Raw genomic sequence first — 25,086 nt, 5'->3', positions numbered from 1 at the left:
TAATTAAAAGAGAAAGGGGCAGATAGTTTAACTATCTGCCCCTTTTTATGTGTTTGAATATAAAAATAACGGATTATTTACTACGTTTAACGGCTAAGTGCGCTAATGCTTTCAGTGCTTCTTTATAATCTGATTCAGGAAGAATAGCTAATTCGGCAATCGCTTTATCAGCTTCTTCATCTGCTTTTTGTTTTGTGTACTCTAGAGAGCCTACTTCTTCCATACAAGCAAGGATTGGATCTAGTTTATCTAAACCATTTCCATTTTCTATTGCTTCACGGATCATTGCACTTTGCTCTTCATTTCCGTGCATCATTGCATGTAATAGAGGCAGTGTAGGTTTACCTTCAGCAAGATCATCGCCGACATTTTTACCCATGTCTTCACCATCAGAGGTGTAATCCATGACGTCATCAATCAGTTGGAAGGCGGTACCTAAATATTTTCCGTAATTTTGTAATGCTGTTTCAATTTCTTGTGGAGCGTCATTTAGGATCGCCCCGATCTGCGTTGCTGCCTCAAACAAACGAGCTGTCTTAGAGTAGATCACTTGCATATAACTTTCTTCAGTCGTATTAGGATCGTTACAGTTCATTAATTGAAGAACTTCACCTTCGGCGATCACATTTACAGCTTCACTCATTAAACTAAGGATCTTTATGGATCCTAAGCTTGTCATCATTTGGAAAGAGCGGGTATAGATGAAATCACCTACAAGCACACTTGCTGCATTCCCGAACTCGGCATTTGCTGTTGCTTTACCGCGGCGCATGTCTGATTCATCAACAACATCATCGTGCAACAGGGTCGCTGTATGAATAAATTCAATAAAAGCAGCTGCCATTGTGTGGTCTTTGCCTTCGTATCCAAGTGCTTTAGCAGATAAAATGGCAAGAACAGGGCGTAGGCGTTTACCACCGCCGCTTACAATGTAAAAACCAAGTTGGTTGATTAGCGCAACATCTGAGTTGAGTTGAGCTAAGATGGTCTCATTGACGATTGCCATGTCATCAGCCGTTAGGGCTTGAATAGCTTTAAAATCCATTATTCTTCCAGCAAGGTTAGGGCCTAAATCAGGCTAAATTATAATAAGTGATTAACTAAATAATACACTAAAATGGGCCTAGCAATACAGTCGAAAATTGTCTCCTTATAGCTTAATGAGCATGTCGGCGATCTTTTCATCATTTTTCTTCATTTTTGGGTTGTCAGATTGAAATGATTCGCGTAGAATCCACGCCCTATTGATGACAAGTTTAACGCACACCAAAATTGTTGAGTAAACAAAATATATGGTAGTGCGGAAGTAGCGGAGTAAAATATGTACGCTGTTTTCCAATCTGGTGGTAAACAACACCGTGTAAGCGAAGGTCAAACTCTTCGTTTGGAAAAATTAGACGTTGAGACTGGCGCAACAGTTGAGTTCGACAACGTTCTTATGATTGCTAACGGTGAAGAAATCACTGTTGGTGCACCTCTAGTAGCTGGCGGTAAAGTAACTGCGGAAGTAGTTCAGCACGGTCGTGGCGATAAAGTTAAAATCGTTAAGTTCCGTCGTCGTAAGCATTCTCGTAAGCAACAGGGCCACCGTCAATGGTTCACTGAAGTCAAAATTACTGGCATCAGCGCTTAATCTAAGGAGAATAACAAATGGCACATAAAAAAGCTGGCGGTTCTACACGTAACGGCCGTGATTCAGAAAGTAAACGTCTTGGTGTTAAGCGTTTCGGTGGCGAATCTGTTCTTGCAGGTAACATCATCGTTCGTCAACGTGGTACTAAATTCCACGCTGGTACTAACGTAGGCATCGGTAAAGACCACACTCTTTTCGCTCTATCTGAAGGTAAAGTGAAATTTGAAGTTAAAGGTCCTAAAAACCGTAAATTCGTTTCTATCGAAGCTGAATAATAACTTTTTAAGTTAATTCTAAAGCCCTGCCAATTGGCGGGGCTTTTTATTTATGGATAGTCACCAGTTAAACACTCTTCATCTATAATAAGAGTACTTAACTAGTGACTATATTAATATATACGTAGCGTAAAGATCATTGACGATCCAATCTTAAGGTCTCATTCTGGTCTACAGTAAATGAAGCCGTACTTAATTAATAAAATAAGTACCAACGCTACAGCTCGGAGAAGAAAATGAAATTCGTTGATGAAGCGACAATTAAAGTAGATGCAGGCGACGGCGGTAACGGCGTTGTTAGTTTTTGGCGTGAAAAATTCGTAGCCAAAGGTGGTCCTGATGGTGGTGACGGCGGTGATGGCGGCGACGTTTATCTAGAAGCTGATGAAAACCTTAATACACTAATCGATTACCGTTTTAATCGTTTTTATAACGCTGAGCGTGGTAAAAATGGTAGTGGTGGTAACTGTACAGGTAAACGCGGCGAAGACATTACGCTTAAAGTACCTGTAGGTACACGTGCGATTGATATTGATACTGGTGAGAAAGTTGCAGAACTAATGACTCACGGTATGAAGCAAATGGTAGCAAAAGGTGGTTGGCACGGTTTAGGTAACACGCGTTTTAAATCATCTGTAAACCGTGCTCCACGTCAAAAGACATTAGGAACAAAAGGTGAAGTTCGTGAACTTCGTTTAGAGCTTCTTCTTCTTGCAGATGTTGGTATGCTTGGTCTACCAAATGCGGGTAAATCTACATTTATTCGTGCGGTATCTGCTGCAAAACCAAAAGTAGCGGATTACCCATTCACAACCTTAATTCCTAGCTTAGGTGTAGTACGTGCTCGTGGTAATAAGAGTTTCGTTGTAGCGGATATTCCAGGTCTAATTGAAGGTGCTGCTGATGGTGCTGGTCTTGGTGTTCGTTTCTTAAAACACCTTGAGCGTTGTCGTGTATTGCTTCATGTAATTGATATTCTTCCAATTGATGGCAGTGATCCGGTACAAAATGCCCTGACGATCATTGATGAGTTAGAGCAGTACAGTGAGAAAGTTGCAGGTAAACCACGTTGGTTACTGTTCAACAAAACTGACCTTCTATTAGAAGAAGAAGCAGACGAGAAGATCAATGAGATCCTAGAAGCATTAGCTTGGGAAGACCGTTACTTTAAGATTGCAGCAGTAAGTCGTACTGGTACTCAAGAGCTATGTGATGAGTTAGCTGACTTCATGGATACACTACCAAAAGAAATCCAAACAGAAGAAGAAAAAGCTGCGAACAAAGTTGACTTCATGTGGGATGATTACCACAAAGATGCAATGTCTGGTAAAGACGTTGTTACTGAAGACGATTGGGATGATTGGGACGATGAAGAAGATGACGGTCACGTTATCTATGTTCGTGACTAATTTGTTCTGTTCGCATTGCAGATAATAATGATAAAAAACCGCACTTGTTGCGGTTTTTTTTATTTAAATCATTAAACACTGAGTTGAAAAGATTAGAATAGGTTTTTATTTAACGAATCATTGCGAATAAACATGGATGAGAAGCAAAGAGAAATATCCCGCTTAGTAGCAAAAGCAGGGCAAATGTTATTACAACATGGGGCTGAAAGCAGTTTGGTATCTGATGTTAGCCGACGCTTGGGGATTGCTGTAGGGGCGGATGATGTTGAAGTATCTTTATCTGCAAGTTCATTGGTCATCACAACGGTTATTAATGAACGTTGCATGACAACGACCCGCAGAGCTCCTGATCGTGGAATCAATATGCGAGCCGTAACAGAGATCCAAAGGATCTGCATTATGTCAGAAAAAGGATTGCTTGATAGACACGATGCTACAGTAAAATTAGAAAAAGTGAGCCCAGAAAGATACAACCGTTGGTTAGTTGTGGTTATGATTGGTTTATCTTGTGCTAGTTTTAGTCGCCTAGCTGGTGGGGATTGGGCGGTCTTTCTTGTTACTTTTATTGCTTCTGCTTTAGGTATGATTGTTCGCCAAGAAATTGGACACAGAAATTTTAATCCATTATTAAACTTCGGTGTTACTGCATTCGTCACCACTCTTATTTCTTCTCAAGCCGTTATCTACCATATTGGTAATACTCCTTTTTTAGCAATGGCTTCGTCTGTTCTGATGTTGGTTCCCGGATTCCCATTAATTAATGCTGTTGCCGATATGGTTAAAGGCTACGTCAATATGGGGACTGCTCGCTGGACGTTTGCGACCTTACTTACCTTGGCAACCAGTATTGGTATTGTTGGTGCGATGAATTTGGTTGGAGCATGGGGGTGGTTAAATGGATAGTTTTTCTCTAAGTAGTGGATTGGCGTTATTTATCGCATTACTAAACGATATGTTTTTTGCCATGATCCCAGCAGTTGGTTTTGCTTTGGTATTTAATGTGCCCGTTAAAGCATTAAAATACTGTGCGATTGGTGGTGCGATTGGACATGGTAGTCGTTTTTTATTATTACACTTTGGTGTGCCATTGGAGTGGGCGACGTTATGTGCTGCAACAACCGTCGGCATGATTGGTGTTCATTGGTCGCATCGATTTTTAGCGCATCCAAAAGTATTTACAGTTGCAGCATTAATTCCAATGGTGCCAGGAGTTTTTGCATTTAAAGCCATGATTGCTGTTGTTGAAATTAATCACCTTGGGTATTCCCCAGAATTATGGGCAATGATGATCGATAATTTAATTAAGACCTTATTTACGGTTGCTGCATTGGCAATTGGCCTTGCTATGCCCGGGTTACTGTTTTACCGTAGAAAGTCGATAGTGTAAAAATAAATAAGATAAAAGGAATAGTTTTGAAAATTAGCATGATAGCCGCAATGGCAAAGAACCGTATTATTGGTATTGATAATCAGATGCCATGGCATTTACCTGCTGATTTCGCTTGGTTTAAAAAATGCACTATGGGTAAACCTATTGTCATGGGACGTAAGACTTATGAGTCGATTGGTTGTCCATTGCCGGGTCGATTGAATATCGTATTAAGCCGTGATGCTAATTTACAAATTGATGGCGTAACTTGTGTTACTTCTATCGAAGAGGCTAAACAAGCCGTTGGTGATATTGAAGAACTTATGATTATTGGTGGTGGCTCAATTTACCAAGCGTGTCTTGCTGATGCGGATAAGCTGTACCTGACGTTTATCGATGCTGATATTGATGGCGATACGCAGTTCCCTGATTGGGGGGAAGGATGGAATCAAGCTCATTCTGAAACGTATTCGAAAGATGAAAAGAATCAGTATGATATGGAGTTTGTGGTTCTTGAGAGATAAGAGGCTACACGCTGCGCTAACTAGAGACTAGAGACTAGAGACTAGAGACTATAAGAGTGCGTATAAGTAGCATTGTGATAAATTAGGTTTCAGGACGCTGCGCTTGCAGGGTTCAGGTGTACTCGCTTTTGATTTTCCTGAAACCTGAAACCTGAAACCTGAAACCTGAAACCTCGCTCTTTGCTCTTCCTCGTCCCTCGAGCGTAACGTCCTCGTTTCTCGCTTCTTTCTTTTCGTTACTGTTCTATCGCTTTCTGCGTAAAATACTTCCCATCATCAACACAATACATCGTCATATATTCCCCCCATACACAGCCTGTATCGAGTGCTATTACGTTATTTCCTTCGTGCCCCATCAATGCCGCCCAATGACCAAAAATCACTTTGTGAGAAAGGGGAAGACGATTTTTTAATTCAAACCAAGGCACGAGGTCATCGCTATTAATATCTTGAGGAGGTAGTTTGCATTCCATATCCAAGCGTCCATTTGAGTGACAAAAACGCATTCGAGTAAAGGCATTAATGATATAGCGGTAACGATCTATTCCAGATAATGTGGCATCCCATGTGTCAGGGTGGTTTTCATACATGTTTTCTAATAACCAAACCCATTTATCGGATAGTAGTATGGATTCCACTTCGTGAGCAGATTCTATTGCGGTAGCGATGTCCCATTGAGGTGAAATGCCTGCGTGAGTCATTACGATGTCATATTCAGAATGAACAGCTAGCAATGGTTGATGGCGCAACCAAGTAAGCAGTTCTTCACTGTCTGGCGCGGTAAAAATAGGAGCGGTTTTATCTTTTTCTTTAACGCGTGAAATTCCTTGAGATACCGCAAGTAGGTGGAGATCATGGTTGCCCAGAATAGTGACGGCAGCGTTACCTAATGATTTTACAAAGCGTAAAGTTTCTAATGATTTAGGTCCTCTTGCAACCAAATCTCCAGTTAACCAAAGTTGATCTTTTTCTCGATTAAACTCAACGCGTTCTAATAATAAAAGCAGTTCATCTAAACAACCTTGAATATCACCAACAAAGTAAGTTGCCATGCCATTCTCTCAAAATATGATAAATATAAAAAAGGTGACCATAAGGTCACCTCAATTGAAATCAGTTAATGCTTACTCAGCACTATGATTTGCGTCTAACCAGTTCGCCATATTAACAAACTGCTCTAATGTTAGGTTTTCAGGGCGCATAGAAGGATTAATACCTAATTCTTCTAACTGCTCTTTAGTTAGCAATGCTTTATAACAGTTACGAACTGTCTTACGGCGTTGGTTAAAACCTTCACGACATACACGGTCTAGCCATTTTAAGTTTGTTGCTGGGTAAGGCAGAGTCTCGTAAGGAACAAGACGAACAACCGCAGAATCAACTTTCGGTGGCGGAACAAATGCTGTTGGTGGCACTTCTAGTACAGGCATCACCTTACAGAAGTATTGAGCCATAACCGTTAAACGACCATATGCTTTTGTACCAGGGCCTGCTGCTAGACGATTAACCACTTCTTTTTGTAGCATAAAGTGCATGTCTTGTACGTCTTTATGGAATTCAAAAAGGTGGAACATCAATGGCGTAGAAATATTGTATGGTAGATTACCAAAAATACGCAGTTTGTTGTTTTCTTTGATTAGCTGAGTGAAGTCAAAGCGCATTGCATCGCCTTCATGAATCGTTAGTTTACTGCCCAATTCAGGGTGGTTACGTAAACGTTCAGCTAAGTCACGGTCAAGTTCAATAACCGTAAATTTATCTACTTCACGCCCAACAGGCTCAGTGATAGCACCAAGACCTGGACCAATTTCTACAAGGTTTTGGCCTGGTAGAGGGTTGATTGCAGATACGATTCCATCGATCACATAAGGGTCATTTAAGAAGTTTTGACCAAAGCGTTTTCTTGCTTTATGGCCTAAATGGACATCATTTCTTGTACTCATTTATTTTCTACCAGTTCTATTGCATGGGTAAGTGCGGTAATAAAGCTTCCTGCATCTGCTTTTCCAGTACCTGCTAATTCCAATGCAGTACCATGGTCTACGGACGTACGGATAAATGGTAAACCTAATGTAATGTTTACGGATTTTCCGAAGCCTTTAAATTTTAGCACAGGAAGACCTTGATCGTGATACATCGCCAGTACCGCGTCTGCTTCTTGTAAGTATTTATCTTGAAATAACGTATCAGCGGGTAATGGACCGATTAAGTTCATACCTTCTTGCTCACGTAATTCATCTAATGCTGGCGCTATGATATCAATTTCTTCGCGACCAAGACAGCCATCTTCGCCTGCATGAGGATTTAATCCGCAAACAAAAATAGATGGGTTAGCAATCCCAAACTTGGTTATTAAATCTTGATGCAGAATACGAGTGACTTGTTTTAAACGATCAGCCGTAATTGCTTTTGATACATATGCTAGTGGAATGTGAGTCGTTACTAACGCAACTCGCAGTCCTTCTGTAGCAAGCATCATTACAACTTGTTGTGTATTTGACTGCTCTGCAAAAAATTCAGTATGGCCACTAAAAGCAACGCCAGCTCGGTTAATTACCCCTTTATGTACAGGGCCTGTAACCACTGCATCAAATTCACCATCCATGTTACCTTGTGCGGCACGACTTAATGTTTCAAGCACATAGTGCCCATTTGCCTCATTAAGTTCACCAGCAATAACATCACATCCTAGTTTAATGTCTTCAACGAGAAGTGTGCCAGCTTTATGGTTAGTTGCTGGTAACTGAGCGTTATAGTTTTCAATTTGAATTTGAATACCAAGTTGTGCTGCTCTTTCTATTAAAACTTGCTTACTACCACAAATTACGAGTTGATGAGGCCAGTCTTGTTGTGCAATGGCAATGACAAGATCTGGGCCAATACCTGATGGTTCACCTGGAGTGATTGCAATGCGTTTAATGTTATTCATTGTCATTTTCACCATCGTCATCTTGTAATATTTCAACATAAGCACTTGCACGGATCTCTTGTAACCATGCACCTGCTTCTTCATTAAATTTACGGTTAAGAAGAATTCGGTATGCTTTGTTTTTCATCGCAGCATCAGTTCTATCAACTTGGCGACGCTCTAATACTTCAGCAATATGCCAGCCGTGAACCGTTTTAAATGGTGCGCTAATTTGACCTACTGGTAGAGTTTCAACTTGGTGTTTGAATTCTGGTACGTATAAATCAGGTGTTTGGAAACCTAGTTCGCCATCATTTGCAGCAGAGCCAGGGTCTTGGCTATAACGTTGTGCCATGTCTGCAAAGGTTTCTTTGCCTGATTTAATATCATCGATGATCGTATTTAATAGACGCTGTGCACCTTCATCACTCATGATTACTGAGGTTTTAATTAGAATATGACGTGCATTTACTTCTGTTACAGCAACAGTTTCAAGACCTTTTACATCATCAATTTTTAATATATGGAAACCAACACCTGAACGGAATGGACCGATAATACTGTTTTTACCTTGCCCGGTAATTTGGTCGGCAAAGATTGTCGGCATCTCTTCTTTACGCATCCAACCCCAATCACCACCTTGTAAGGCTTTTGGTCCTTTAGAGTAGGTGTAAGCCATGGTCGCAAAATCAGCACCTTGCTTTAATCGCTCTGTAAGATCTTCAGCTTGTTTTTCTAGTGCTTCTTTATCTGTTTGAGTTGCGCCATCTTCAGCGCGTAGTTGAATGTGGCTGATTTTGTATTGAACCGTTGCTTGAGTTTCTTCTGCAAGTAGTTGAGCAAGACTCTCTACTTCTTGTGGAAGGATATTAATACGACGACGGACTTGGGCATTACGCGCTTCACTTGCGGCGATTTCCTTACGAATTTGTTCACGGAAATTAGCATAAGGGAGACCTTGAGCTGCTGTTTTTTGTTGTAACTGCGCCAGTGTCATGTTGTTTTCTTTTGCAATGTCATTTAATGCAGCTTCAAGGCGAGTATCATCAATACGAATACCCATTTTTTCAGCTTGCTGGCTTTGAATCGTATCAACAATCAGTTTTTCTAACACTTGTTCACGAAGGACCGCTTCATCAGGAAGAGGTTGTCCTTTTTCTTGAGCATTAATTTTTACTGTTTTTAATGACGTATCAATATCACTTTGTAGCACCACGCCTTCATCAACGATCGCAACTACACGATCAAGCTCTACAGGAGCTGCATGCACATTGATGGCTAGCAGCAATAAAAGTGTGCTAATCAGTGGGAATTTCCAGTTTTTCATAGTGTCATCCAAGAGTAAGGAGAATGAAGAGCCTTAGAGTGTTGGCTTTTCATGTATTTCCATATAATTAATTATTTAAGTAGAACGGGCGACCGTAATCTAAGGCGTTATTCGCAGAGCCGGATGTGATTCCCGTATTGTTACCTAAACCACGAATGGCAATAGAAAGCATTAAGTTACTTTCGTATTTTGGCTCATAAGAACCAATAGGTAGTGCAGGGTCGTTACTTGGTGCAATTAACTGGTCGCTATAAGTTAACCCAAATGACCAACAATCGCTTAGATAAGTTACACCTACTAATGCTTCAATCATTTGATCTTCTTTTGTATCGTGGAAGTATTGACCTTTAAGAGCCCAGTTTCTTCCTAGATTATATTCGCTTAAAAGACCGGCTTGATAGATACCGTGCTGCGTAATGAGACTCAAGTCATCTTCAAAGCTAACATTACTTTCGATGTAGTTCTTACTTACATAACGATAGTTTGCTTGGATATAACCCTTTGAAAAACGGTACTCAAGTGTGCTGTTAGCGACTTGAAGTTCACTTACGTTAGAGTCGTATTGAATACCACCGTGGTAAAAGAGGTAATCATCGTAGTTAAAATCACTCTCCATTGCCCATGCAGATGAGTTCTTATTATCGTTAGTATCGTTAATGGTTCCTGAACCATTTAGATATAAAATTTGACCAAACGAAATATTCATTCGCTCTTTATACGAATCATCATAGAAGCGAGAGGTTGCACCAATACTAAACTGGTTTGCCGAGGCAATATAATCAACACCACTGTATTGACGATCTCTAAATAAACCATAGTAATCCAACTGCAATTTACTGCTGTCGTAACCACCTTCGCCACGACCACCATAGATTTCACTTTGATCTACTTCGGGTACGTAGAGATACTGTACTTTTGGTTCTAAGGTTTGTAAGTACTCACCTAAGAATTTATGAGTACTATCTAGGTAAATAGCACCATTAATACGAACTTCAGGAATGCTTCTTTCAGTTTGTTCTGCTAAACCAGATAAAGCTGCATATTTATCATCAAATTCTTGAGAATAATAAGTGTAAAGTAAGCTAGCTTCAGGAGTTAATGACCACCAAGTTGAACTTAAAGGTAAACTCAGTTTAGGTTCTAAATGAACTCGTGTTGCTGATGGTTTGCTCGGGTCCTCAGTCGTAAACTTACTTGCATGACTGTGCAGCGTAAAGTCGAGTTCTTTATAAAACTGCGGCGCATAATAGTTAAACTCAACCTGCGGCATTAAGCGATATGGGAAGCTATCATCAACTAATACTTGGAAGTCACGAACACGCATGGTCATATCCCAATCTTGGCTACGGTAAGAAACTTCACCAGATTGTTGCAGTTGACCTTCGTCACGAGTACCAATATTTGAGTTGAGATCTTGGAAGTAATCGATATCACTTACTTTTGAATACTCAACATCAAATTTCCAGTGTTCTTGATAAATACCAGAATGATCCCAACTAACACCCCAACGAGAGCCTTTGTCTTTGAATTTAGCATCTTCATTTAGGTATTCAACATCAACAGTGCCTTTACCAAGGTCTGTTAAGTATCGGAATTCAGCTTCTAGTTGAGTACCACGTCTTTCCATATAGTTAATGGTTGTGGTGGCATCGTAATTAGGGGCAATATTCCAGTAAATAGGAACTGAAAGTTCAAAGCCATTTTTACTATCAAGACCAATACTAGGGATCAGTACCCCTGTTTTACGTGTATCGCCAACCGGTACAGTAACATAAGGTAAGTAGAAGATAGGTACATCAAGTACTTCAAAACGAGCATTATAGAAAGTAGCCCATTCATCCGATTGGTCTAGTTCAATACCACTTGCTTTAAAACGCCAGCTATTATCATCAGCAGGACAGGTTGTAAAAGAGGCGTCTTCTAATTCGTAAATTTCTTGACCTGTCTTTAATACACGTCCAGCTTGTCCACGAATTGGCTGACACGACATTTTATATGCCGTATTTACCATGGTTGTATCTTCAGTGGATAAATTCGTGGTTACTTTATCTGAAGTGGTTCGCATCTCCATGCTTGAGTAATCAACATTACCTTCAGCAATCGCGATGTTTTCTTGTTGATGTAAAGTAATGCTATCGGCTTTAATTTCTTGTCGGCCTTTAATAATATGAACATTACCTTTATAAACGGCTTTTGAATTGTTGCTCGCTTCAACACTGTCTGCTTGAATTAATACAGGTTGTTGATCTTCTTCCTCTTTTGATTTTTTATCAGGGACTTCACAAGAGTTAACTGCATCAGTTTGCAGAGGAAAAACAATGCCATTTTCTGGAGATACAGGTTCACTACCATTATCAGCAATGGCAGGAGTGCCGTAAAGAAGGCATCCAGTAAATGAGGCAAGTAGGCTACGAGAAGTAAAAGACATCGAGTTAGACGTTCCTGTTTGTTATATTAATCCGCTGATATACTCAAAGATACTAGACAGAGTCACTTCTTTATAATAAAGCAAAACCTATGCCCAAACCACCTTAAGATGTCGCGATCATTGATTAATCATTGTAAAGTGTAAGGCTCCATTTGCTCATGGTGTGACAGAGTAAAAATAGAAAAATTCATTAATTGGAATATAAAATGCAAATATTCGGCAAAATATTAGGCGGTTTTTTTGGTTTCCTATTTGGCGGCTTTTTTGGGGCTGCATTAGGGATCTTTATTGGCCATCAGTTTGATAAAGCTAAGCGTATGGCTAATAGTGGATTTACTTTCCAGACGGGTGGTGCATCTCAAACTCAGAGACAAGCTGAGTTCTTCCATGCAGCGTATGCTGTGATGGGCCATGTTGCTAAAGCAAAAGGTCAAGTAACACGTGAAGAGATCCAATTAGCATCAATGATGATGGATCGAATGAATCTTTCTGATGAACAAAAACGAGAAGCGCAAGAAGCTTTCCGTGAAGGTAAAGAAAGTGATTTTCCACTACGTGAAACATTAAGAAATATCCGCTCAATCACTGGCGGTCGTTACGATTTATTGCAGTTCTTTTTAGAATTACAAATTGCAGCGGCGATTGCTGATGGTGATATTCACCCTAGTGAGCGTGATGTACTGCATATTGTCGCTGAAGAGCTTGGGTTCAGTGCTGAGCAACTTGAAAAACGTTTAAGAATGCAAGAAGCTGCATTTCGTTTTCAACAAGGCGGTGGATTCTCTGGGCACCAAAGTGGCGGCTCACATCAACAAGGACAATGGCAACAGGCGAGTTCTGCTAGTCAGTTAAAGGATGCATACAATTTACTTGGTATTAGTGAAGATGCAGATCCTAAAGCAATTAAGCGTGCTCACCGTAAACTAATGAATGAGCATCACCCTGATAAGCTGGTTGCAAAAGGTTTACCACCAGAAATGATGAATATGGCCAAAGAGAAGGCACAAGAAATTCAAGCGGCTTACGATTTAATTAAGAAAGAAAAGGGCATTAAGTAGAGCCATCAAAGAAGTCATATGGGCATGTATCATGCCCATAGGAAGTACACTTATTTGAAGTAAGATTTATTGTTGATTTAATTTCCAGTTATAGTCATAACGAATATCGCCTTTGAATGGTTTTAATTCTGGGCGATATTTTTTTAGGTGCTCAAATAGTTGCTGTTGACTACCAAAATCAATAGCAAACCAATCATAAATAGAGGAGAGTTGAACATTCTCTCCCTTAATTAAAACCCCTTTATCACTGTTAATAAATTCATTTGCTGCTTTATCTAATAATTTATCACTGTTTCTGGCAGTAAAGGCTTTAGATTGTAGATTCGGACAGCCTAAACTTGCGCAATTTACGGCATAGTGAGTTCTAGGATCATTCCAAATCGGTCTTAAAATTCGATGCTCAATATCATTAAGCGTGAGGGCTTTTCCTGCAACAATAACGACTTCTTCATCCCAAGGTCCAAAGCTGAATATTCCTCCTAGCTTGGTAATAGATTCAATTGGGTAATCCATCAAGATTAGTTTTACCGTAAGGGCGTTATAAAGATTAACCCAATAAGCGTATTGCTCTGTTTTTTTATATTCTCTTGGGTCTATACGACTCATTTGACGTAAATAACTATTGAGCGTTCGTTCATCGGCATCTGTGACGTGAGCATAGTCAAAAAGCGTGAATTCCCCTTTAGTCATAAGGTATTTATCTAATGTTTGTTGCCAGTATTGGTGAGATATTGTGGTGGCGTTTTTTTCATTACTCACATTCCAATAATCCCAGAGTTCAGATTTTGGTGCTGCGAATACGTTGAATGAGAAAAGCAAAAGTAACGAGGATATAAAGATTTTCATAAAAGGTACCTGACTTTTGTTTTGGTTTAATTATATGTGATTATAGATGACACTATTCTATAGACAAAAAAGAGGTTGATACGTTCATATCAACCTCTAATATCCATTGAATCCTGAATCCTGAATCCTGAATCCTGAATCCTATTTTAAAAAGCTCGGGATCTTCGCTTCATATTCTGCGATTTTATCGGCATGTTGCAGTGTTAATCCGATATTATCTAAACCATTTAGAAGGCAGTGACGGCGAAACTCATCAATTTCAAAAGAATACTGTTTATTGTTAGCAGTCACTAACATAGACTCTAAATCCACAGTAACCTCAGCACCTTCGTTGCTTTCTACGAATTGAAATATCTCATCAACTTCAGATTCAGTTAGGCGAACGGGTACCATTTGGTTGTTGATTGAGTTGCCATAAAAAATATCAGCAAAACTTGGTGCGATCATCACTTGGATGCCGTAATCCGCTAGTGCCCAAGGTGCGTGTTCACGAGAAGAACCACAACCAAAGTTTTCACGAGCAAGTAGAACGGTTGCACCTTGATAGCGAGGTGCGTTCATGACAAATTCTGGATTGGGTTGATCACCAGCATCATCAAGAAAACGCCAATCGTGAAATAGGTGTTTACCAAAACCAATACGGTTTACTTTTTGTAGAAATTGCTTTGGTATGATGGCATCAGTATCAATGTTCGCCGTATCTAAAGGAACGACTAGACCTGTATGTTGCTTAAAACCTGACATAGTAAATTCCTTTTATGCTTGTTCTGTAATGGTGCGGATATCAACAAAGTGACCAGCAATCGCTGCCGCAGCTGCCATCGCAGGGCTTACTAGGTGAGTTCGACCATCACGGCCTTGGCGACCTTCAAAGTTACGGTTCGATGTTGATGCACAACGTTCATGTGGACCTAGGCGGTCATTGTTCATTGCAAGACACATAGAGCAACCCGGCAGACGCCATTCAAAGCCCGCGTCTTTAAAGATAACATCCAGACCTTCTTTTTCTGCTTGCGCTTTTACTTGTTCAGAGCCGGGAACGATTAAGGCTTGAACATGAGCTGCCACTTTCTTCCCTTTTGCTACCGCAGCAGCTGCACGCATGTCTTCGATACGTGAGTTAGTACAAGAACCAACGAATACTTTATCTACATTGTAATCAGATAGAGATTTACCCGCTTCAAGCCCCATGTAAGCCAATGCTTTTTCAGCTGACGCTTTTTCTACTGGGTCAGAAAAACTCTCAGGTGCAGGGATAGGTTGATCAACTGCGATTACTTGGCCTGGGTTGGTGCCCCAAGTTACTTGCGGCTTAATTTCAGAGGCATCAAGCGTAACAACCGCATCAAATTCTGCGTCATCATCGGTTTTCAATGATGACCAGTATGCGATAGCGTCGTCTAAATCTGCACCTTGAGGTGAGAACTTACGACCTGAAATATAATCAAATGTGGTTTGGTCTGGTGCGATTAGACCTGCTTTAGCGCCTAGCTCAATGGCCATGTTACATACCGTCATACGACCTTCCATTGTAAGGTCAGTAATCGCTTCGCCACAGAACTCAACTACGTAGCCCGTACCACCAGCAGCCGTTGTTTTACCAATGATTGCCAGTACGATATCTTTTGCTGTGATGCCTTCAGCCACTTTGCCTTTGACTTCGATTTTCATGGTTTTCGCACGCGCTTGTTTTAGCGTTTGTGTTGCTAGTACGTGTTCAACTTCAGACGTACCGATACCAAATGCTAATGAACCAAATGCACCATGAGTCGCGGTGTGTGAGTCACCACAAACAATCGTCATACCTGGTAAAGTAATACCAAGCTCTGGCCCCATTACGTGCACAATACCTTGGTATTTATGGTTTAGATCGTAAAGGGTTACACCAAACTCTTCACAGTTTTTTGATAGCGTCTCCATTTGGATTCGAGCCATTTCACCTGAAGCGTTAATGTCTTTGGTTTGTGTTGAAACGTTGTGATCCATCGTCGCAAAGGTTTTACCAACTTGACGAACTTTACGTCCTTTTTCACGCAGTCCATCGAATGCTTGTGGTGACGTTACTTCGTGAACCAAATGACGGTCGATGTATAAAATTGGGTTTTCGCCTTCCGCTGCGACAGCAACATGGGCATCGTAAATTTTTTCGTATAGTGTTTTTGCGTTAGACATTGCTTCTTCCTTGAATTACGAATTCAAAATGTACTCAGCGATTTTATCGCCCATTGCTGATGTAGTTAGTGCTGGTTTATCACCAGCTAAGTCAGCCGTTAGCTCTCCTGCTGATAGCGCTTTAGATACGGCAGCTTCAATACTTTGTGCAGCTTCTTCTTCACCTAGGCTATAGCGTAGCATGAGTGCTGCTGATAAGATCTGAGCAACAGGGTTAGCAATGTTTTTACCTGCGATATCAGGAGCGGAACCACCTGCAGGTTCATACAGACCAAAATTGCTCTCATTCAGACTTGCAGAAGGAAGCATACCCATTGAGCCTGTGATCATCGCGCACTCATCAGAGATAATGTCACCAAAGATGTTTGAACATAGCATCACATCAAACTGAGATGGATCTTTGATTAGCTGCATGGTCGCGTTATCAATGTACATATGATTTAGAGTTACATCAGGGTAGCCTTTAGCCACTTCTTCTACTACTTCACGCCATAAAATAGAGCTTTGTAGAACGTTAGCTTTATCAATAGAGTAAACGTTTTTATTACGTAGACGAGCAGATTCAAAAGCAATTTTTGCAATGCGTTCAATTTCATAACGATGATAAATTTCAGTATCGTACGCTTTCTCTTGAGGACCTTCACCTTCACGGCCTTTTGGTTGACCAAAATAGATACCACCCGTCAGTTCACGAACAACGACGATATCAAAACCACGTTCAGAAATATCAGCACGTAAAGGAGAGAAGTTTTCTAATCCTTTGTGGATCTGTGCAGGGCGAAGATTACAGAACAGTTGGAAGTGCTTACGAAGAGGAAGTAGAGCACCACGCTCTGGTTGGTCATTAGGTGGAAGGTGTTCCCATTTTGGACCACCAACAGAACCAAATAATACCGCATCAGACTCTTCACAGCCTTTCACTGTGCTTTCAGGAAGTGGACAACCGTGGTTATCAATGGCAATACCGCCAACATCATGTTGTTCACGTGAAAATGAAATTGCGTGTTTTTTCTCGATTGCATCCAGAACTTTATGTGCCTGTTCCATTACTTCTGGACCAATGCCATCACCCGGTAGAACCGCAATTTTGTATGTTTTGTTTGTCATGTTAATCCTTTAATCTTCAATATAATTTGGCAAATTAAAGCAGAGAAAGGTTTATCTCCGCTTATTTATCATTTTTAGGTTCTAAACGGTTTCTACTTTTTTCTGTTTAATTTCAGCAATTTGATCAGCACGGTGAATACTATTGATTACGTGAAGTAGTGCTTGTCCTGATGCTTCGATAATATCGGTCGCTAAACCGGTACCGTGATATTTACGACCTTTGTAATTGGCAATAATATCTGCTTGACCTAAGCCATCTTCACCCTCGCCTTTAGCGGTTAAATCAAACTTATCTAGCACGATATCGTAGCCTGTTAGTTTGTAGATACATTGATAAAGTGCGTCTACAGGACCATTACCGACAGCGGCTTCGCATTTCTCCTCGTTACCACAAAGTAACTTGATACTTGTGGTTGCCATGACGCTGCCTGATTGCACACTTAGATAGTTCAACTTATAGAAGTCATCTTCATCGCGCAGGTTAGCAAAATGCATTAGTGCTTCTAAATCGTAATCAAATACTTGTCCTTTACGATCTGCCAGCTTTACGAAATCAGCATAAAGGGTGTCTAGGTTGTATTCGTCTTCTTTATAACCCATTTCATCCATATGACTTTTTACCGCAGCACGACCTGAACGACTGGTTAGGTTTAGTGCTTGGTTTTTAAGGCCAATCGACTCTGGTGTCATGATTTCGTAAGTGTTTTTATTCTTTAGCATGCCATCTTGGTGAATACCTGATGAATGGCTAAAAGCGTTTGCGCCTACGATAGCCTTATTACTTTGAATCGGCATATTACAAAGCTGACTCACTAGTTTACTGGTGCGGTGAATTTCATCGTGTTTAAGATTGGTGTGTACACCTAGATATTCAGAACGTGTTTTTAGGATCATGGCGATCTCTTCTAGAGAGCAGTTACCAGCACGTTCACCAATACCATTAATCGTCCCTTCAACTTGTCGAGCGCCTGCTTGAACAGCAGCAATGGAGTTGGCAACCGACATACCTAAATCGTCATGACAGTGCACTGAAATGATAGCTTTATCTATATTAGGGACGCGGTTAAATAGGGTTTGAACAATGCCACCAAATTCACCCGGAACGGTATAGCCAACAGTGTCAGGAATGTTGATGGTATTGGCACCTGCATCAATAGCGGCTTCAACCATACGACATAGATTATCGATAGGAGTACGGCCTGCATCTTCACAAGAAAACTCAACATCATCCGTATATTTACGTGCGTGTTTTACTGCTTTTACGCCCATTTCAACCACATCATCGTAGCTACGGCGTAATTTATCTTGAACATGAACGGTAGAGGTTGAAATGAAAGTGTGAATTCGGAACGCTTCAGCGACTTTTAGCGCCTCAGCTGCGGCATCAATGTCTTTTGCAACAGCACGAGAAAGACCACAAATTCGACTGTTTTTAATATGCTGGGCAATGGTTCTTACTGATTCAAAATCACCCGGAGATGACACCGGAAAACCGGCTTCAATGACATCGACTCCTAAACGCTCAAGCGCATAAGCAATCTGCAATTTTTCTTTAACCGTTAGACTTGCTGATAGTGCTTGTTCACCATCACGTAGGGTGGTGTCGAAGATAATGACTTGATCGCTCATGAGCCTGCTTCCTTGTGTTTGTCATTTGCCTTGATGACGGATATCCATAAAAAAACCCGCCATGGTTAGCGGGTTTTAAAATTTGGTTTATGGTTTCTTTTGGTCCATAACCTACCCGCGTGAGATGTTCACGATCAGGAGGAGGTTTAGAGCAAAAGAAGATACTGTTTTCATTTGAAATACAATCCATAAAAATAATTAACAAATTAATATCGCACTCAGTAAGTATCGTCAACCCCTAAATCCCATTTTCAGTGGTTATTAATGTTTTTTTGCTTAAATGTTACAAAATAAGAAGAAAAACGATTGCCTTGGTGTTTATTTGTGCATGTTGCTCGCTTTTTGATTCTTTTTGAATTTAATTAATCAAATGATTAAATGTGAGTGAATTAATTTGTTAGAACAAAGGGTGAAGTTATCTATAATTAATCAAGTGATTAACTGTCTTTAAAGTCGTCAACTGTAAATAAGGTGTTATTGGTAATGAAGCAGTCAGGAAGGCCTAAAGGTGAATCAGAAGTTCGAGAAAAACTCATTTTTCATGCGAGAGAGCTTTTTGTTTCCATGCCCTATAACAAAGTATCGACGAGGCTCATAGCCACTAATGCTAATGTAAATATTGCCATGATCCGTTATTACTTTGGTAACAAAGAAGGACTTTTTGAGGCGATGTTTAAGGAGACTATTGCTCCTGTTACGCAGCAATTTCAACGATTATTAAAAGATGATACTGAACAAGATCTGGTTGGGCTTATGCGAGCGTATTATAAAGCCATGATTAAAGTTCCAGCCTTCCCTAAATTAATCCTTCGTATCATGGATGCTGAGAGCGAACAGCAAGCGAAACTTCAGCAAATCATTATTGGGATATTGCAGCCAATGCAAAATAAATTATTTGATCCCCAAAAAAGTAAGGCGTTATTTAAAAATGGAGTTGATCCAATTAAAGCTCGTCTTTCGTTAATGAGTTTAATGATTTTTCCATTTCTTGCCCCTAAGAAAATGTTAGAGCTTCATAATATTGAGTTGAATGAAACGTTTTTGATGGAATTACTAGAACATAATATTCGTTTATTAGGCGAAGGATTATTAAAAAATAAAAGAGATACAGATAATGAAAATAAATAAGAAATACCTCTTTTTTCCTGTTGTTGCAGTTGGTGTGATTGTTCTTATTACCATCACGAAATTACGTCCAGACGCTGAAACTAAGCCACTTGAAGACCGTTCAAAAGTCGTCAATATCCAAGTATTAGAGCCTCAATCAATCGCACCTCAAGCCATTGGTTATGGAAAAATTAGACCGAAGTTTGAATGGAAAGCCATTGCGGAAGTATCAGGCAAAGTGGTGTATCGCCATCCTGAATTACATAAAGGAAATATCTTATTAGCCGGTACTGAAGTACTGAGAATAGATCCATTGGATTATGAGTTGAAATTAGCTCAAGCAGAAGCAGATTTAGGATCGAGCCAAACTCAATTAGCAAAAGTGGATTTAGAAGAAAAAAACATTCGAAATACATTAAAAATAGAAAAAAACCGACTTTCTATCAGTAAGAAAGAGTTAAGCCGTAAAATAAATTTGCAAAAGAAAGGATTAACGTCTCAATCGGATTTAGACCAGCAGAATCAATCTTATTTAGCACAGCAGAAAGTGGTTCAAGATATTCAAAATCAAATCTTATTATTGCCTGATGAAAGAAAAGTAGCAGCAGCAATGGTTAAGGTAAACCAAGCTAAATTAGAAGAAGCGCAACGTTCTTTAGAAAAAACCTCGATTATATTACCAACAGATGTGCGAATTTCTGAGGTGGATATTGAAGCCGATCAAGTGGTTAATCTACAGCAAACCATGTTTATTGCGCATGGAATTAAAACCATGGAGATGGAAGCGCAAATCTCTATTCATGACATGCAGACATTAGCTCAAAGTGTGAAAGCTTTTCAGCTAAGTGAGCAAGGTATGCCAAATATTGATTCATTACCATTAACGGCAAATGTGGAATTAAGCAGTGGTCGCTTTGATGCTAAATGGGAAGCGAAAGTCGCTCGTATTAGTGAAACTGTCGATCCAAATCAAGCAACGGTTGGTGTCATTTTAGAAATAGGTCAAAACTACCGATCTTTGCAACCTAACTCATTGCCACCATTAGTGAATGGGATGTTTGTGAAGGCAAGGATCGAGGGTGATGCGTCAGAACAATGGGTGATCCCTGAAAGTGCGTTGCATGGCGATAAGATCTATTTATTAGGGCAAGATAACAAATTAATTATCCTTCCGATTGAGATTGTTTATCGACGCAATAACCAAGTTGTCGTTGTCGGAGATATTAAGAGTAATGATCGTTTGATCTTAAATGATCTGCTGCCTGCGATTAATGGCATGCAATTGCGCTTGGCCAAATCAAATAATGATGAGGAGCCTGTTCAATGATCAAGTTCTTTGCTCGCCATCCAACCGCAGCTAACTTATTAATGCTCACTTTATTGCTGCTTGGTTTGGTTTCTTTATCTCAATTAAAACGAGAGACATTTCCCGAATTTAGTCCTCCTTATATTTTAGCTGGCGTTGTGTATCCCGGGGCTTCGCCACAAGAAGTGGAAGAGAGCATTTGTATTCGAATGGAAGACGCCGTTGATGGTTTAGGTAATATTGAAGAAACCAAATGTGAAGCGATAGAAGGCTCAGCTCGATTAGTCATTAAGCTTAATGAAAAAGCCGATATCGGACGAATGTTGGTGGATGTACAAACTCAAATTGACTCAATTAATGACTTTCCAACAGAGATTGAATCGCCAATTGTTCAAGAGCTTGATTGGAATGAACCTGTGGTGGATGTGGCGATTACTGCGGATACAACATGGCCAGAATTAAAAGCCTACGCAGAGAAATTAAAGCAAAGTTTAAAGCTTGATTATGATGTGTCTTTAGTTGAGGTGAGTGGGTTTTCTGATCATCAATATCGAGTGGAGTTGGATGAAACTGCCATTCGTCAGTTGGGGTTGAATGTCAGCGATATTGCTAATCAATTAGCTCAGCAAAACATTAAATTGCCTAGCGGTAATATTGAAACGCCAGAAAAGAACTTTTTAATTCGTTTTGATGAGAGAAAAACCACACCAGAAGAATTAGCAAAAACGGTAATAGGGGCATCAGAGAATGGCGCATTACTTCGCTTAGGAGACATTGCCACTATCACGGATCGTTTTGAACTTGATGAACAGAAAGTACTGTTTGATGGTAAGCCATCAGCAGTACTTAAGATCAGTAAAAATAAAGCTGACGATGCTCTGCGAATCAAAGATCGTGTTTCTGCGTTTGTTGAATATCAGCAATCTGTAGCACCAGATGGCGTGACGTTAGAGATGACCAATGATCTCTCATCACTGCTTTGGGATCGTTTGACCATGATGGTAAAAAACGGGTGGCAGGGGATCATTCTGGTTTTCTTAACTATGTGGCTGTTTTTTACTTTCCGCTATTCTTTCTGGGTTGCTGCTGGTTTGCCCGTGGCTTTTTTAGGTGGATTGTTCTTAATGGCAAGCTTAGGGCTCTCTATTAATATCATGTCTCTTGTCGCCTTATTAATGGCCATCGGGATCATGATGGATGATGCGATTGTGATTGCAGAATCCATCGCCTCTCATCTAGATAGAGGGCAAGAGATTGATGATGCGGTGTATAACGGCGTTAAAAAAGTATTCCCAGGAGTCTTGTCTTCGTTTTTAACCACCGTCTGTATTTTTGGTAGTTTGATGTTTTTACAGGGAGAAATGGGGGCAGTATTAAAGGTTATCCCACAAGTTCTGATTTTAGTATTGTCATTGAGCTTAATTGAAGCGTTTTTAATTTTACCTAACCACCTTAGTCATTCATTACACAGAGCAAAAAACGATAAACCTATTACTGGGTTTAAAAAGAAAGTATTGGATCGTTTTGAGCACTTTAGAAATACCACTTTAGTGAATGCGGTAACGAAAGTAGTGGAATGGCGTTATGCGTTTTTAGGTGCCGTTATTGCGAGTTTATTGGTTTCTTTTTCTTTGATATCTGGCGGCGCATTAAAGTTTGTTGGTTTTCCTGAGCTCGATGGTGATATTGCCGAAGCGCGTATTATTTTGCCCCCTGGGTCTTCATTATCTCAAACTGAATTAGTCGTAGATAAGATTGTTAATGCAGCGAATAAATTGAATAAACAGTGGAGTGAAGAAAAGGAAGGTGGCACACCATTAGTTGAGCATATTACCGAGCAATTTAATACTAATGCTGACGCCAATGAATCTGGTCCTCATTTAGCCACAATACGTTTAGATTTATTAAGTGCGGAAAAAAGAAATACGTTAATTGATGACTTTATTGATGCATGGCGTGAGGAAGTGGGAGATTTGGCTGAGCCGATAGCGATGGTTTTTAAGCAGCCAACCATGGGGCCGGGTGGACGAGCAATTGAAATTCGTATGATGGATGATGACTTACACACATTGAAGTCAGCATCGTTAGAAGTTCAAGCCTATTTGAATGACTTTGCTGGCGTTTATGGTGTCCTTGATGACATGAGAATGGGAAAAGAAGAAGTATTAGTAAAACTTCGCCCTGGAGCTGAAGCGTATAGTGTGACGGGGCAATTGATTGCTAATCAATTACGTGCTGCTTACTTCGGACAAACTGCAGATGAAATTCAATTAGGTGTTGAGAACATTGAAATTGAAGTACGTTTAAATAAACAACAAGCGGGTGATTTACATACCTTAGAGAATTTTCCAATCATTTTGCCTACGGGAGAGCAAATACCTCTAGCCTCTATCGCAACACTGGATTTTCAACGAAATTATGTGCGAATACAGCGAATTAATGGGTTAAGAACCTTGAGCGTTTTTGGTGATGTTCACGCATCGCAAGTCAGCTCAACAGAAATACTGAATCAGTTTAAAAAAGATCTGGCACCAGAATTAACAAAGAAATACCCAGGACTGCGTTTTGATTTTGAGGGTGAAGCGAAAGATTCAGCCGAAACCGGGCAATCCATAGGTACAGGATTTATGCTTGGGTTGTTTGGGGTATTTGTTATTCTTAGCTTCCAATTTAGAAGTTACTTAGAACCGTTTGTAGTCATGCTTGCTATACCATTAGCGCTCATCGGTGTGTTATGGGGGCATGTTTTATTAGGTCACCCATTGAGTATGCCAAGCATTATGGGGTTTGTTTCTTTAGCTGGTATTGTGGTCAATGATTCGATTTTATTGGTGCAGTACATACGCCACCATGTTGATGATGGTGATTCCGTTTATGAGTCAGTAATTAAAGCAAGTCGTGAGCGTTTTAGGGCGGTATTTTTAACCTCAATTACGACGGCTGCTGGGCTGTTGCCATTATTACTAGAGATCAGTTTACAAGCTCAAGTTATTCAGCCTTTAGTGGTTTCAATCGTATTTGGTATTTTTACTTCAACCTTATTAGTGTTGTTTATGATACCAGCGGCTTATGCCATTTTAGCGGACTTTGGTTTAGTAAAAAAACATGAAGAACTTCATTAAACCGACAGGTTCTAAAATGAAAACAGTAAGTTAATTGAGAATACGGAATCAGTTTTACTTAGCCCTGGAGGTACGCGATCTAAATACTGTTGAGATTGCGCAATCTTTAGGGCGATTTCTTCTGTGATGTTGTTTGTCACACTGACTTCTGAATCCACACGAGTGTTACTGTGACCTGCTGTTACGGTAACTTCTCCTGCTAATGTTAGGTTATCAAGCGCGTTCCAAGACATATTAACATTAGTTCGGATAATAGGTTCTTGAACCGTCTCTGGTAGGATTAAATCATCATCATCAATTTCATCAAGGTTCGGGTCTTGATAACGAAAACCTGGACCAAATTCCACTTCTAATAATAATTTTTCAGTATTACTTACTTGGTAACCCAAACCACCTGAAAACGTATAATCATTGAAATAGGCACTATATTTGGTATTTAACCCTTTAAAGTTGGCATAGAGGTAGTAGTCAGGACTGATCTTGTAGTCACTCTGTAAATTAATACTGAGCTGATCTTTATCTGCTTCGCCATCCTTTTCTGATAGGTAATATTTTATCTCACCAGTATGACGATGCTGTCCAGATGTGTAGCTGCCCTCAAAACGGCTGTTGAGTGCTTGAGAATCACTATTTCCACTGTTTGACTGGTAGCCAAATTCCACTTGGCTTTCCCATGGAGAAGGGGGCGATGTGTCCATATCTTCAGTCTCACTTGCATGAACAGATGCACTGATTGCGATAAGCCCTGTAAGTAAACCTTTCTTTAACACACATGAATCCTGAGAGATAAAATCGTAGATGAGTATAAGTATATTATTACATTCGTGAGTTAAATTTGAGTCAAAATCTTTATTTTGCGAAAGGAG

The 25,086-nt window shown here is 40.1% G+C and carries 22 protein-coding genes; 10 read left to right on the top strand and 12 right to left on the bottom strand.

Annotated features, from left to right (window positions below; genetic code table 11):
• Positions 1–73: 73 nt before the first annotated feature.
• Positions 74–1,045, bottom strand: a complete 972-nt coding sequence (gene ispB / locus GNP81_RS18690) for an octaprenyl diphosphate synthase (RefSeq protein ID WP_155670822.1) — start codon at positions 1,043–1,045, stop codon at positions 74–76.
• A gap of 276 nt (positions 1,046–1,321) precedes the next feature.
• Between ispB and rplU the strand changes: the two genes are divergently transcribed.
• The 6 genes from rplU (at position 1,322) to folA (ending at position 5,210) form a co-directional block, all read left to right on the top strand.
• Entirely contained in the window at positions 1,322–1,633 is a 312-nt protein-coding gene (gene rplU, locus GNP81_RS18685; RefSeq protein WP_005417305.1) for a 50S ribosomal protein L21, read from the top strand.
• Positions 1,634–1,650: 17 nt separating this feature from the next.
• Complete coding sequence (rpmA, locus tag GNP81_RS18680; protein ID WP_005417307.1) at positions 1,651–1,908, top strand: 50S ribosomal protein L27; 258 nt, start codon at positions 1,651–1,653, stop codon at positions 1,906–1,908.
• A 236-nt stretch (positions 1,909–2,144) separates the two neighbouring features.
• Positions 2,145–3,317, top strand: a complete 1,173-nt coding sequence (gene cgtA / locus GNP81_RS18675; RefSeq protein ID WP_005417309.1) for an Obg family GTPase CgtA — start codon at positions 2,145–2,147, stop codon at positions 3,315–3,317.
• A gap of 132 nt (positions 3,318–3,449) precedes the next feature.
• Positions 3,450–4,220, top strand: coding sequence for a threonine/serine exporter family protein (locus GNP81_RS18670; RefSeq protein WP_041941297.1), 771 nt, complete (start codon positions 3,450–3,452; stop codon positions 4,218–4,220).
• Entirely contained in the window at positions 4,213–4,704 is a 492-nt protein-coding gene (locus GNP81_RS18665; protein ID WP_146864657.1) for a threonine/serine exporter family protein, read from the top strand. The genes GNP81_RS18670 and GNP81_RS18665 overlap by 8 nt, the downstream gene beginning before the upstream one ends.
• Before the next feature lie 26 nt (positions 4,705–4,730).
• Positions 4,731–5,210 (top strand): type 3 dihydrofolate reductase, encoded by a 480-nt coding sequence (folA, locus tag GNP81_RS18660; protein ID WP_196587442.1) that lies wholly within the window; start codon positions 4,731–4,733, stop codon positions 5,208–5,210.
• Positions 5,211–5,446: 236 nt separating this feature from the next.
• Here folA and GNP81_RS18655 read toward each other — a convergent pair whose 3' ends face one another.
• From GNP81_RS18655 to lptD, 5 genes are all read right to left on the bottom strand, one after another.
• Positions 5,447–6,262: a symmetrical bis(5'-nucleosyl)-tetraphosphatase gene (locus GNP81_RS18655; protein ID WP_155674902.1), complete on the bottom strand. Its 816-nt coding sequence runs from the start codon at positions 6,260–6,262 to the stop codon at positions 5,447–5,449.
• A 72-nt stretch (positions 6,263–6,334) separates the two neighbouring features.
• A complete protein-coding gene (gene rsmA, locus GNP81_RS18650) occupies positions 6,335–7,153 on the bottom strand; it encodes a 16S rRNA (adenine(1518)-N(6)/adenine(1519)-N(6))-dimethyltransferase RsmA (RefSeq protein WP_005417325.1) in 819 nt (272 codons plus the stop codon).
• Positions 7,150–8,139, bottom strand: coding sequence for a 4-hydroxythreonine-4-phosphate dehydrogenase PdxA (gene pdxA / locus GNP81_RS18645; RefSeq protein ID WP_196587441.1), 990 nt, complete (start codon positions 8,137–8,139; stop codon positions 7,150–7,152). The genes rsmA and pdxA overlap by 4 nt, the downstream gene beginning before the upstream one ends.
• Positions 8,132–9,445 carry a peptidylprolyl isomerase SurA gene (surA, locus tag GNP81_RS18640; RefSeq protein WP_155674900.1) on the bottom strand — a complete coding sequence of 438 codons (1,314 nt, stop codon included), beginning with the start codon at positions 9,443–9,445 and terminating at the stop codon, positions 8,132–8,134. Before surA ends, pdxA begins: the two co-directional genes overlap by 8 nt.
• Positions 9,446–9,512: 67 nt before the next feature.
• A complete protein-coding gene (gene lptD / locus GNP81_RS18635; RefSeq protein ID WP_155670812.1) occupies positions 9,513–11,873 on the bottom strand; it encodes an LPS assembly protein LptD in 2,361 nt (786 codons plus the stop codon).
• Positions 11,874–12,079: 206 nt separating this feature from the next.
• On the opposite strand from lptD, the gene djlA reads away from it, so the two are divergent.
• Positions 12,080–12,931, top strand: coding sequence for a co-chaperone DjlA (djlA, locus tag GNP81_RS18630; RefSeq protein ID WP_146864649.1), 852 nt, complete (start codon positions 12,080–12,082; stop codon positions 12,929–12,931).
• A gap of 66 nt (positions 12,932–12,997) precedes the next feature.
• On the opposite strand, the gene GNP81_RS18625 is transcribed toward djlA, so the two are convergent.
• The 5 genes from GNP81_RS18625 to leuA all read right to left on the bottom strand — a co-directional run bounded on the left by GNP81_RS18625 (position 12,998) and on the right by leuA (position 18,685).
• Positions 12,998–13,777 (bottom strand): DUF547 domain-containing protein, encoded by a 780-nt coding sequence (locus tag GNP81_RS18625; RefSeq protein WP_146864647.1) that lies wholly within the window; start codon positions 13,775–13,777, stop codon positions 12,998–13,000.
• Positions 13,778–13,918: 141 nt separating this feature from the next.
• Positions 13,919–14,521, bottom strand: a complete 603-nt coding sequence (leuD, locus tag GNP81_RS18620; RefSeq protein ID WP_146864645.1) for a 3-isopropylmalate dehydratase small subunit — start codon at positions 14,519–14,521, stop codon at positions 13,919–13,921.
• 12 nt (positions 14,522–14,533) lie between these two features.
• On the bottom strand, positions 14,534–15,949 hold the full coding sequence (gene leuC, locus GNP81_RS18615; RefSeq protein WP_155670806.1) for a 3-isopropylmalate dehydratase large subunit: 1,416 nt from the start codon (positions 15,947–15,949) through the stop codon (positions 14,534–14,536).
• Between the two features lie 15 nt (positions 15,950–15,964).
• Positions 15,965–17,056, bottom strand: coding sequence for a 3-isopropylmalate dehydrogenase (gene leuB, locus GNP81_RS18610; RefSeq protein WP_005417339.1), 1,092 nt, complete (start codon positions 17,054–17,056; stop codon positions 15,965–15,967).
• Between the two features lie 81 nt (positions 17,057–17,137).
• A complete protein-coding gene (gene leuA / locus GNP81_RS18605) occupies positions 17,138–18,685 on the bottom strand; it encodes a 2-isopropylmalate synthase (RefSeq protein WP_155674898.1) in 1,548 nt (515 codons plus the stop codon).
• A gap of 483 nt (positions 18,686–19,168) precedes the next feature.
• Between leuA and GNP81_RS18600 the strand changes: the two genes are divergently transcribed.
• From GNP81_RS18600 to GNP81_RS18590, 3 genes are read left to right on the top strand one after another with little or no spacing between them, the layout of a single operon-like run.
• The gene (locus tag GNP81_RS18600; RefSeq protein ID WP_155674896.1) at positions 19,169–19,813 is read left to right on the top strand and encodes a TetR/AcrR family transcriptional regulator; all 645 of its coding nucleotides are present in this window, start codon (positions 19,169–19,171) and stop codon (positions 19,811–19,813) included.
• Positions 19,800–21,119, top strand: coding sequence for an efflux RND transporter periplasmic adaptor subunit (locus GNP81_RS18595; RefSeq protein ID WP_155674894.1), 1,320 nt, complete (start codon positions 19,800–19,802; stop codon positions 21,117–21,119). The genes GNP81_RS18600 and GNP81_RS18595 overlap by 14 nt, the downstream gene beginning before the upstream one ends.
• Positions 21,116–24,220, top strand: a complete 3,105-nt coding sequence (locus GNP81_RS18590; protein ID WP_155674892.1) for an efflux RND transporter permease subunit — start codon at positions 21,116–21,118, stop codon at positions 24,218–24,220. The genes GNP81_RS18595 and GNP81_RS18590 overlap by 4 nt, the downstream gene beginning before the upstream one ends.
• Positions 24,221–24,231: 11 nt before the next feature.
• Here GNP81_RS18590 and GNP81_RS18585 read toward each other — a convergent pair whose 3' ends face one another.
• Positions 24,232–24,918, bottom strand: coding sequence for a DUF481 domain-containing protein (locus GNP81_RS18585; RefSeq protein WP_155652752.1), 687 nt, complete (start codon positions 24,916–24,918; stop codon positions 24,232–24,234).
• Positions 24,919–25,086: the final 168 nt, after the last annotated feature.

The sequence above is a fragment of the Aliivibrio fischeri genome (assembly GCF_009727955.1).
Classification (GTDB): Bacteria; Pseudomonadota; Gammaproteobacteria; order Enterobacterales; family Vibrionaceae; genus Aliivibrio; species Aliivibrio fischeri_A.
The sequence above is the reverse complement of the archived record's forward strand: the minus strand, read 5'-3'. Positions and strand labels throughout refer to the sequence as shown.

Coding starts and splice junctions, on each gene's coding strand:
- ispB (WP_155670822.1), bottom strand. CDS start 1,045: ATGGATTTTAAAGCTATTCAAGCCCTAACGGCTGATGACATGGCAATC.
- rplU (WP_005417305.1), top strand. CDS start 1,322: ATGTACGCTGTTTTCCAATCTGGTGGTAAACAACACCGTGTAAGCGAA.
- rpmA (WP_005417307.1), top strand. CDS start 1,651: ATGGCACATAAAAAAGCTGGCGGTTCTACACGTAACGGCCGTGATTCA.
- cgtA (WP_005417309.1), top strand. CDS start 2,145: ATGAAATTCGTTGATGAAGCGACAATTAAAGTAGATGCAGGCGACGGC.
- GNP81_RS18670 (WP_041941297.1), top strand. CDS start 3,450: ATGGATGAGAAGCAAAGAGAAATATCCCGCTTAGTAGCAAAAGCAGGG.
- GNP81_RS18665 (WP_146864657.1), top strand. CDS start 4,213: ATGGATAGTTTTTCTCTAAGTAGTGGATTGGCGTTATTTATCGCATTA.
- GNP81_RS18655 (WP_155674902.1), bottom strand. CDS start 6,262: ATGGCAACTTACTTTGTTGGTGATATTCAAGGTTGTTTAGATGAACTG.
- rsmA (WP_005417325.1), bottom strand. CDS start 7,153: ATGAGTACAAGAAATGATGTCCATTTAGGCCATAAAGCAAGAAAACGC.
- pdxA (WP_196587441.1), bottom strand. CDS start 8,139: ATGAATAACATTAAACGCATTGCAATCACTCCAGGTGAACCATCAGGT.
- surA (WP_155674900.1), bottom strand. CDS start 9,445: ATGAAAAACTGGAAATTCCCACTGATTAGCACACTTTTATTGCTGCTA.
- lptD (WP_155670812.1), bottom strand. CDS start 11,873: ATGTCTTTTACTTCTCGTAGCCTACTTGCCTCATTTACTGGATGCCTT.
- djlA (WP_146864649.1), top strand. CDS start 12,080: ATGCAAATATTCGGCAAAATATTAGGCGGTTTTTTTGGTTTCCTATTT.
- GNP81_RS18625 (WP_146864647.1), bottom strand. CDS start 13,777: ATGAAAATCTTTATATCCTCGTTACTTTTGCTTTTCTCATTCAACGTA.
- leuD (WP_146864645.1), bottom strand. CDS start 14,521: ATGTCAGGTTTTAAGCAACATACAGGTCTAGTCGTTCCTTTAGATACG.
- leuC (WP_155670806.1), bottom strand. CDS start 15,949: ATGTCTAACGCAAAAACACTATACGAAAAAATTTACGATGCCCATGTT.
- leuB (WP_005417339.1), bottom strand. CDS start 17,056: ATGACAAACAAAACATACAAAATTGCGGTTCTACCGGGTGATGGCATT.
- leuA (WP_155674898.1), bottom strand. CDS start 18,685: ATGAGCGATCAAGTCATTATCTTCGACACCACCCTACGTGATGGTGAA.
- GNP81_RS18600 (WP_155674896.1), top strand. CDS start 19,169: ATGAAGCAGTCAGGAAGGCCTAAAGGTGAATCAGAAGTTCGAGAAAAA.
- GNP81_RS18595 (WP_155674894.1), top strand. CDS start 19,800: ATGAAAATAAATAAGAAATACCTCTTTTTTCCTGTTGTTGCAGTTGGT.
- GNP81_RS18590 (WP_155674892.1), top strand. CDS start 21,116: ATGATCAAGTTCTTTGCTCGCCATCCAACCGCAGCTAACTTATTAATG.
- GNP81_RS18585 (WP_155652752.1), bottom strand. CDS start 24,918: ATGGACACATCGCCCCCTTCTCCATGGGAAAGCCAAGTGGAATTTGGC.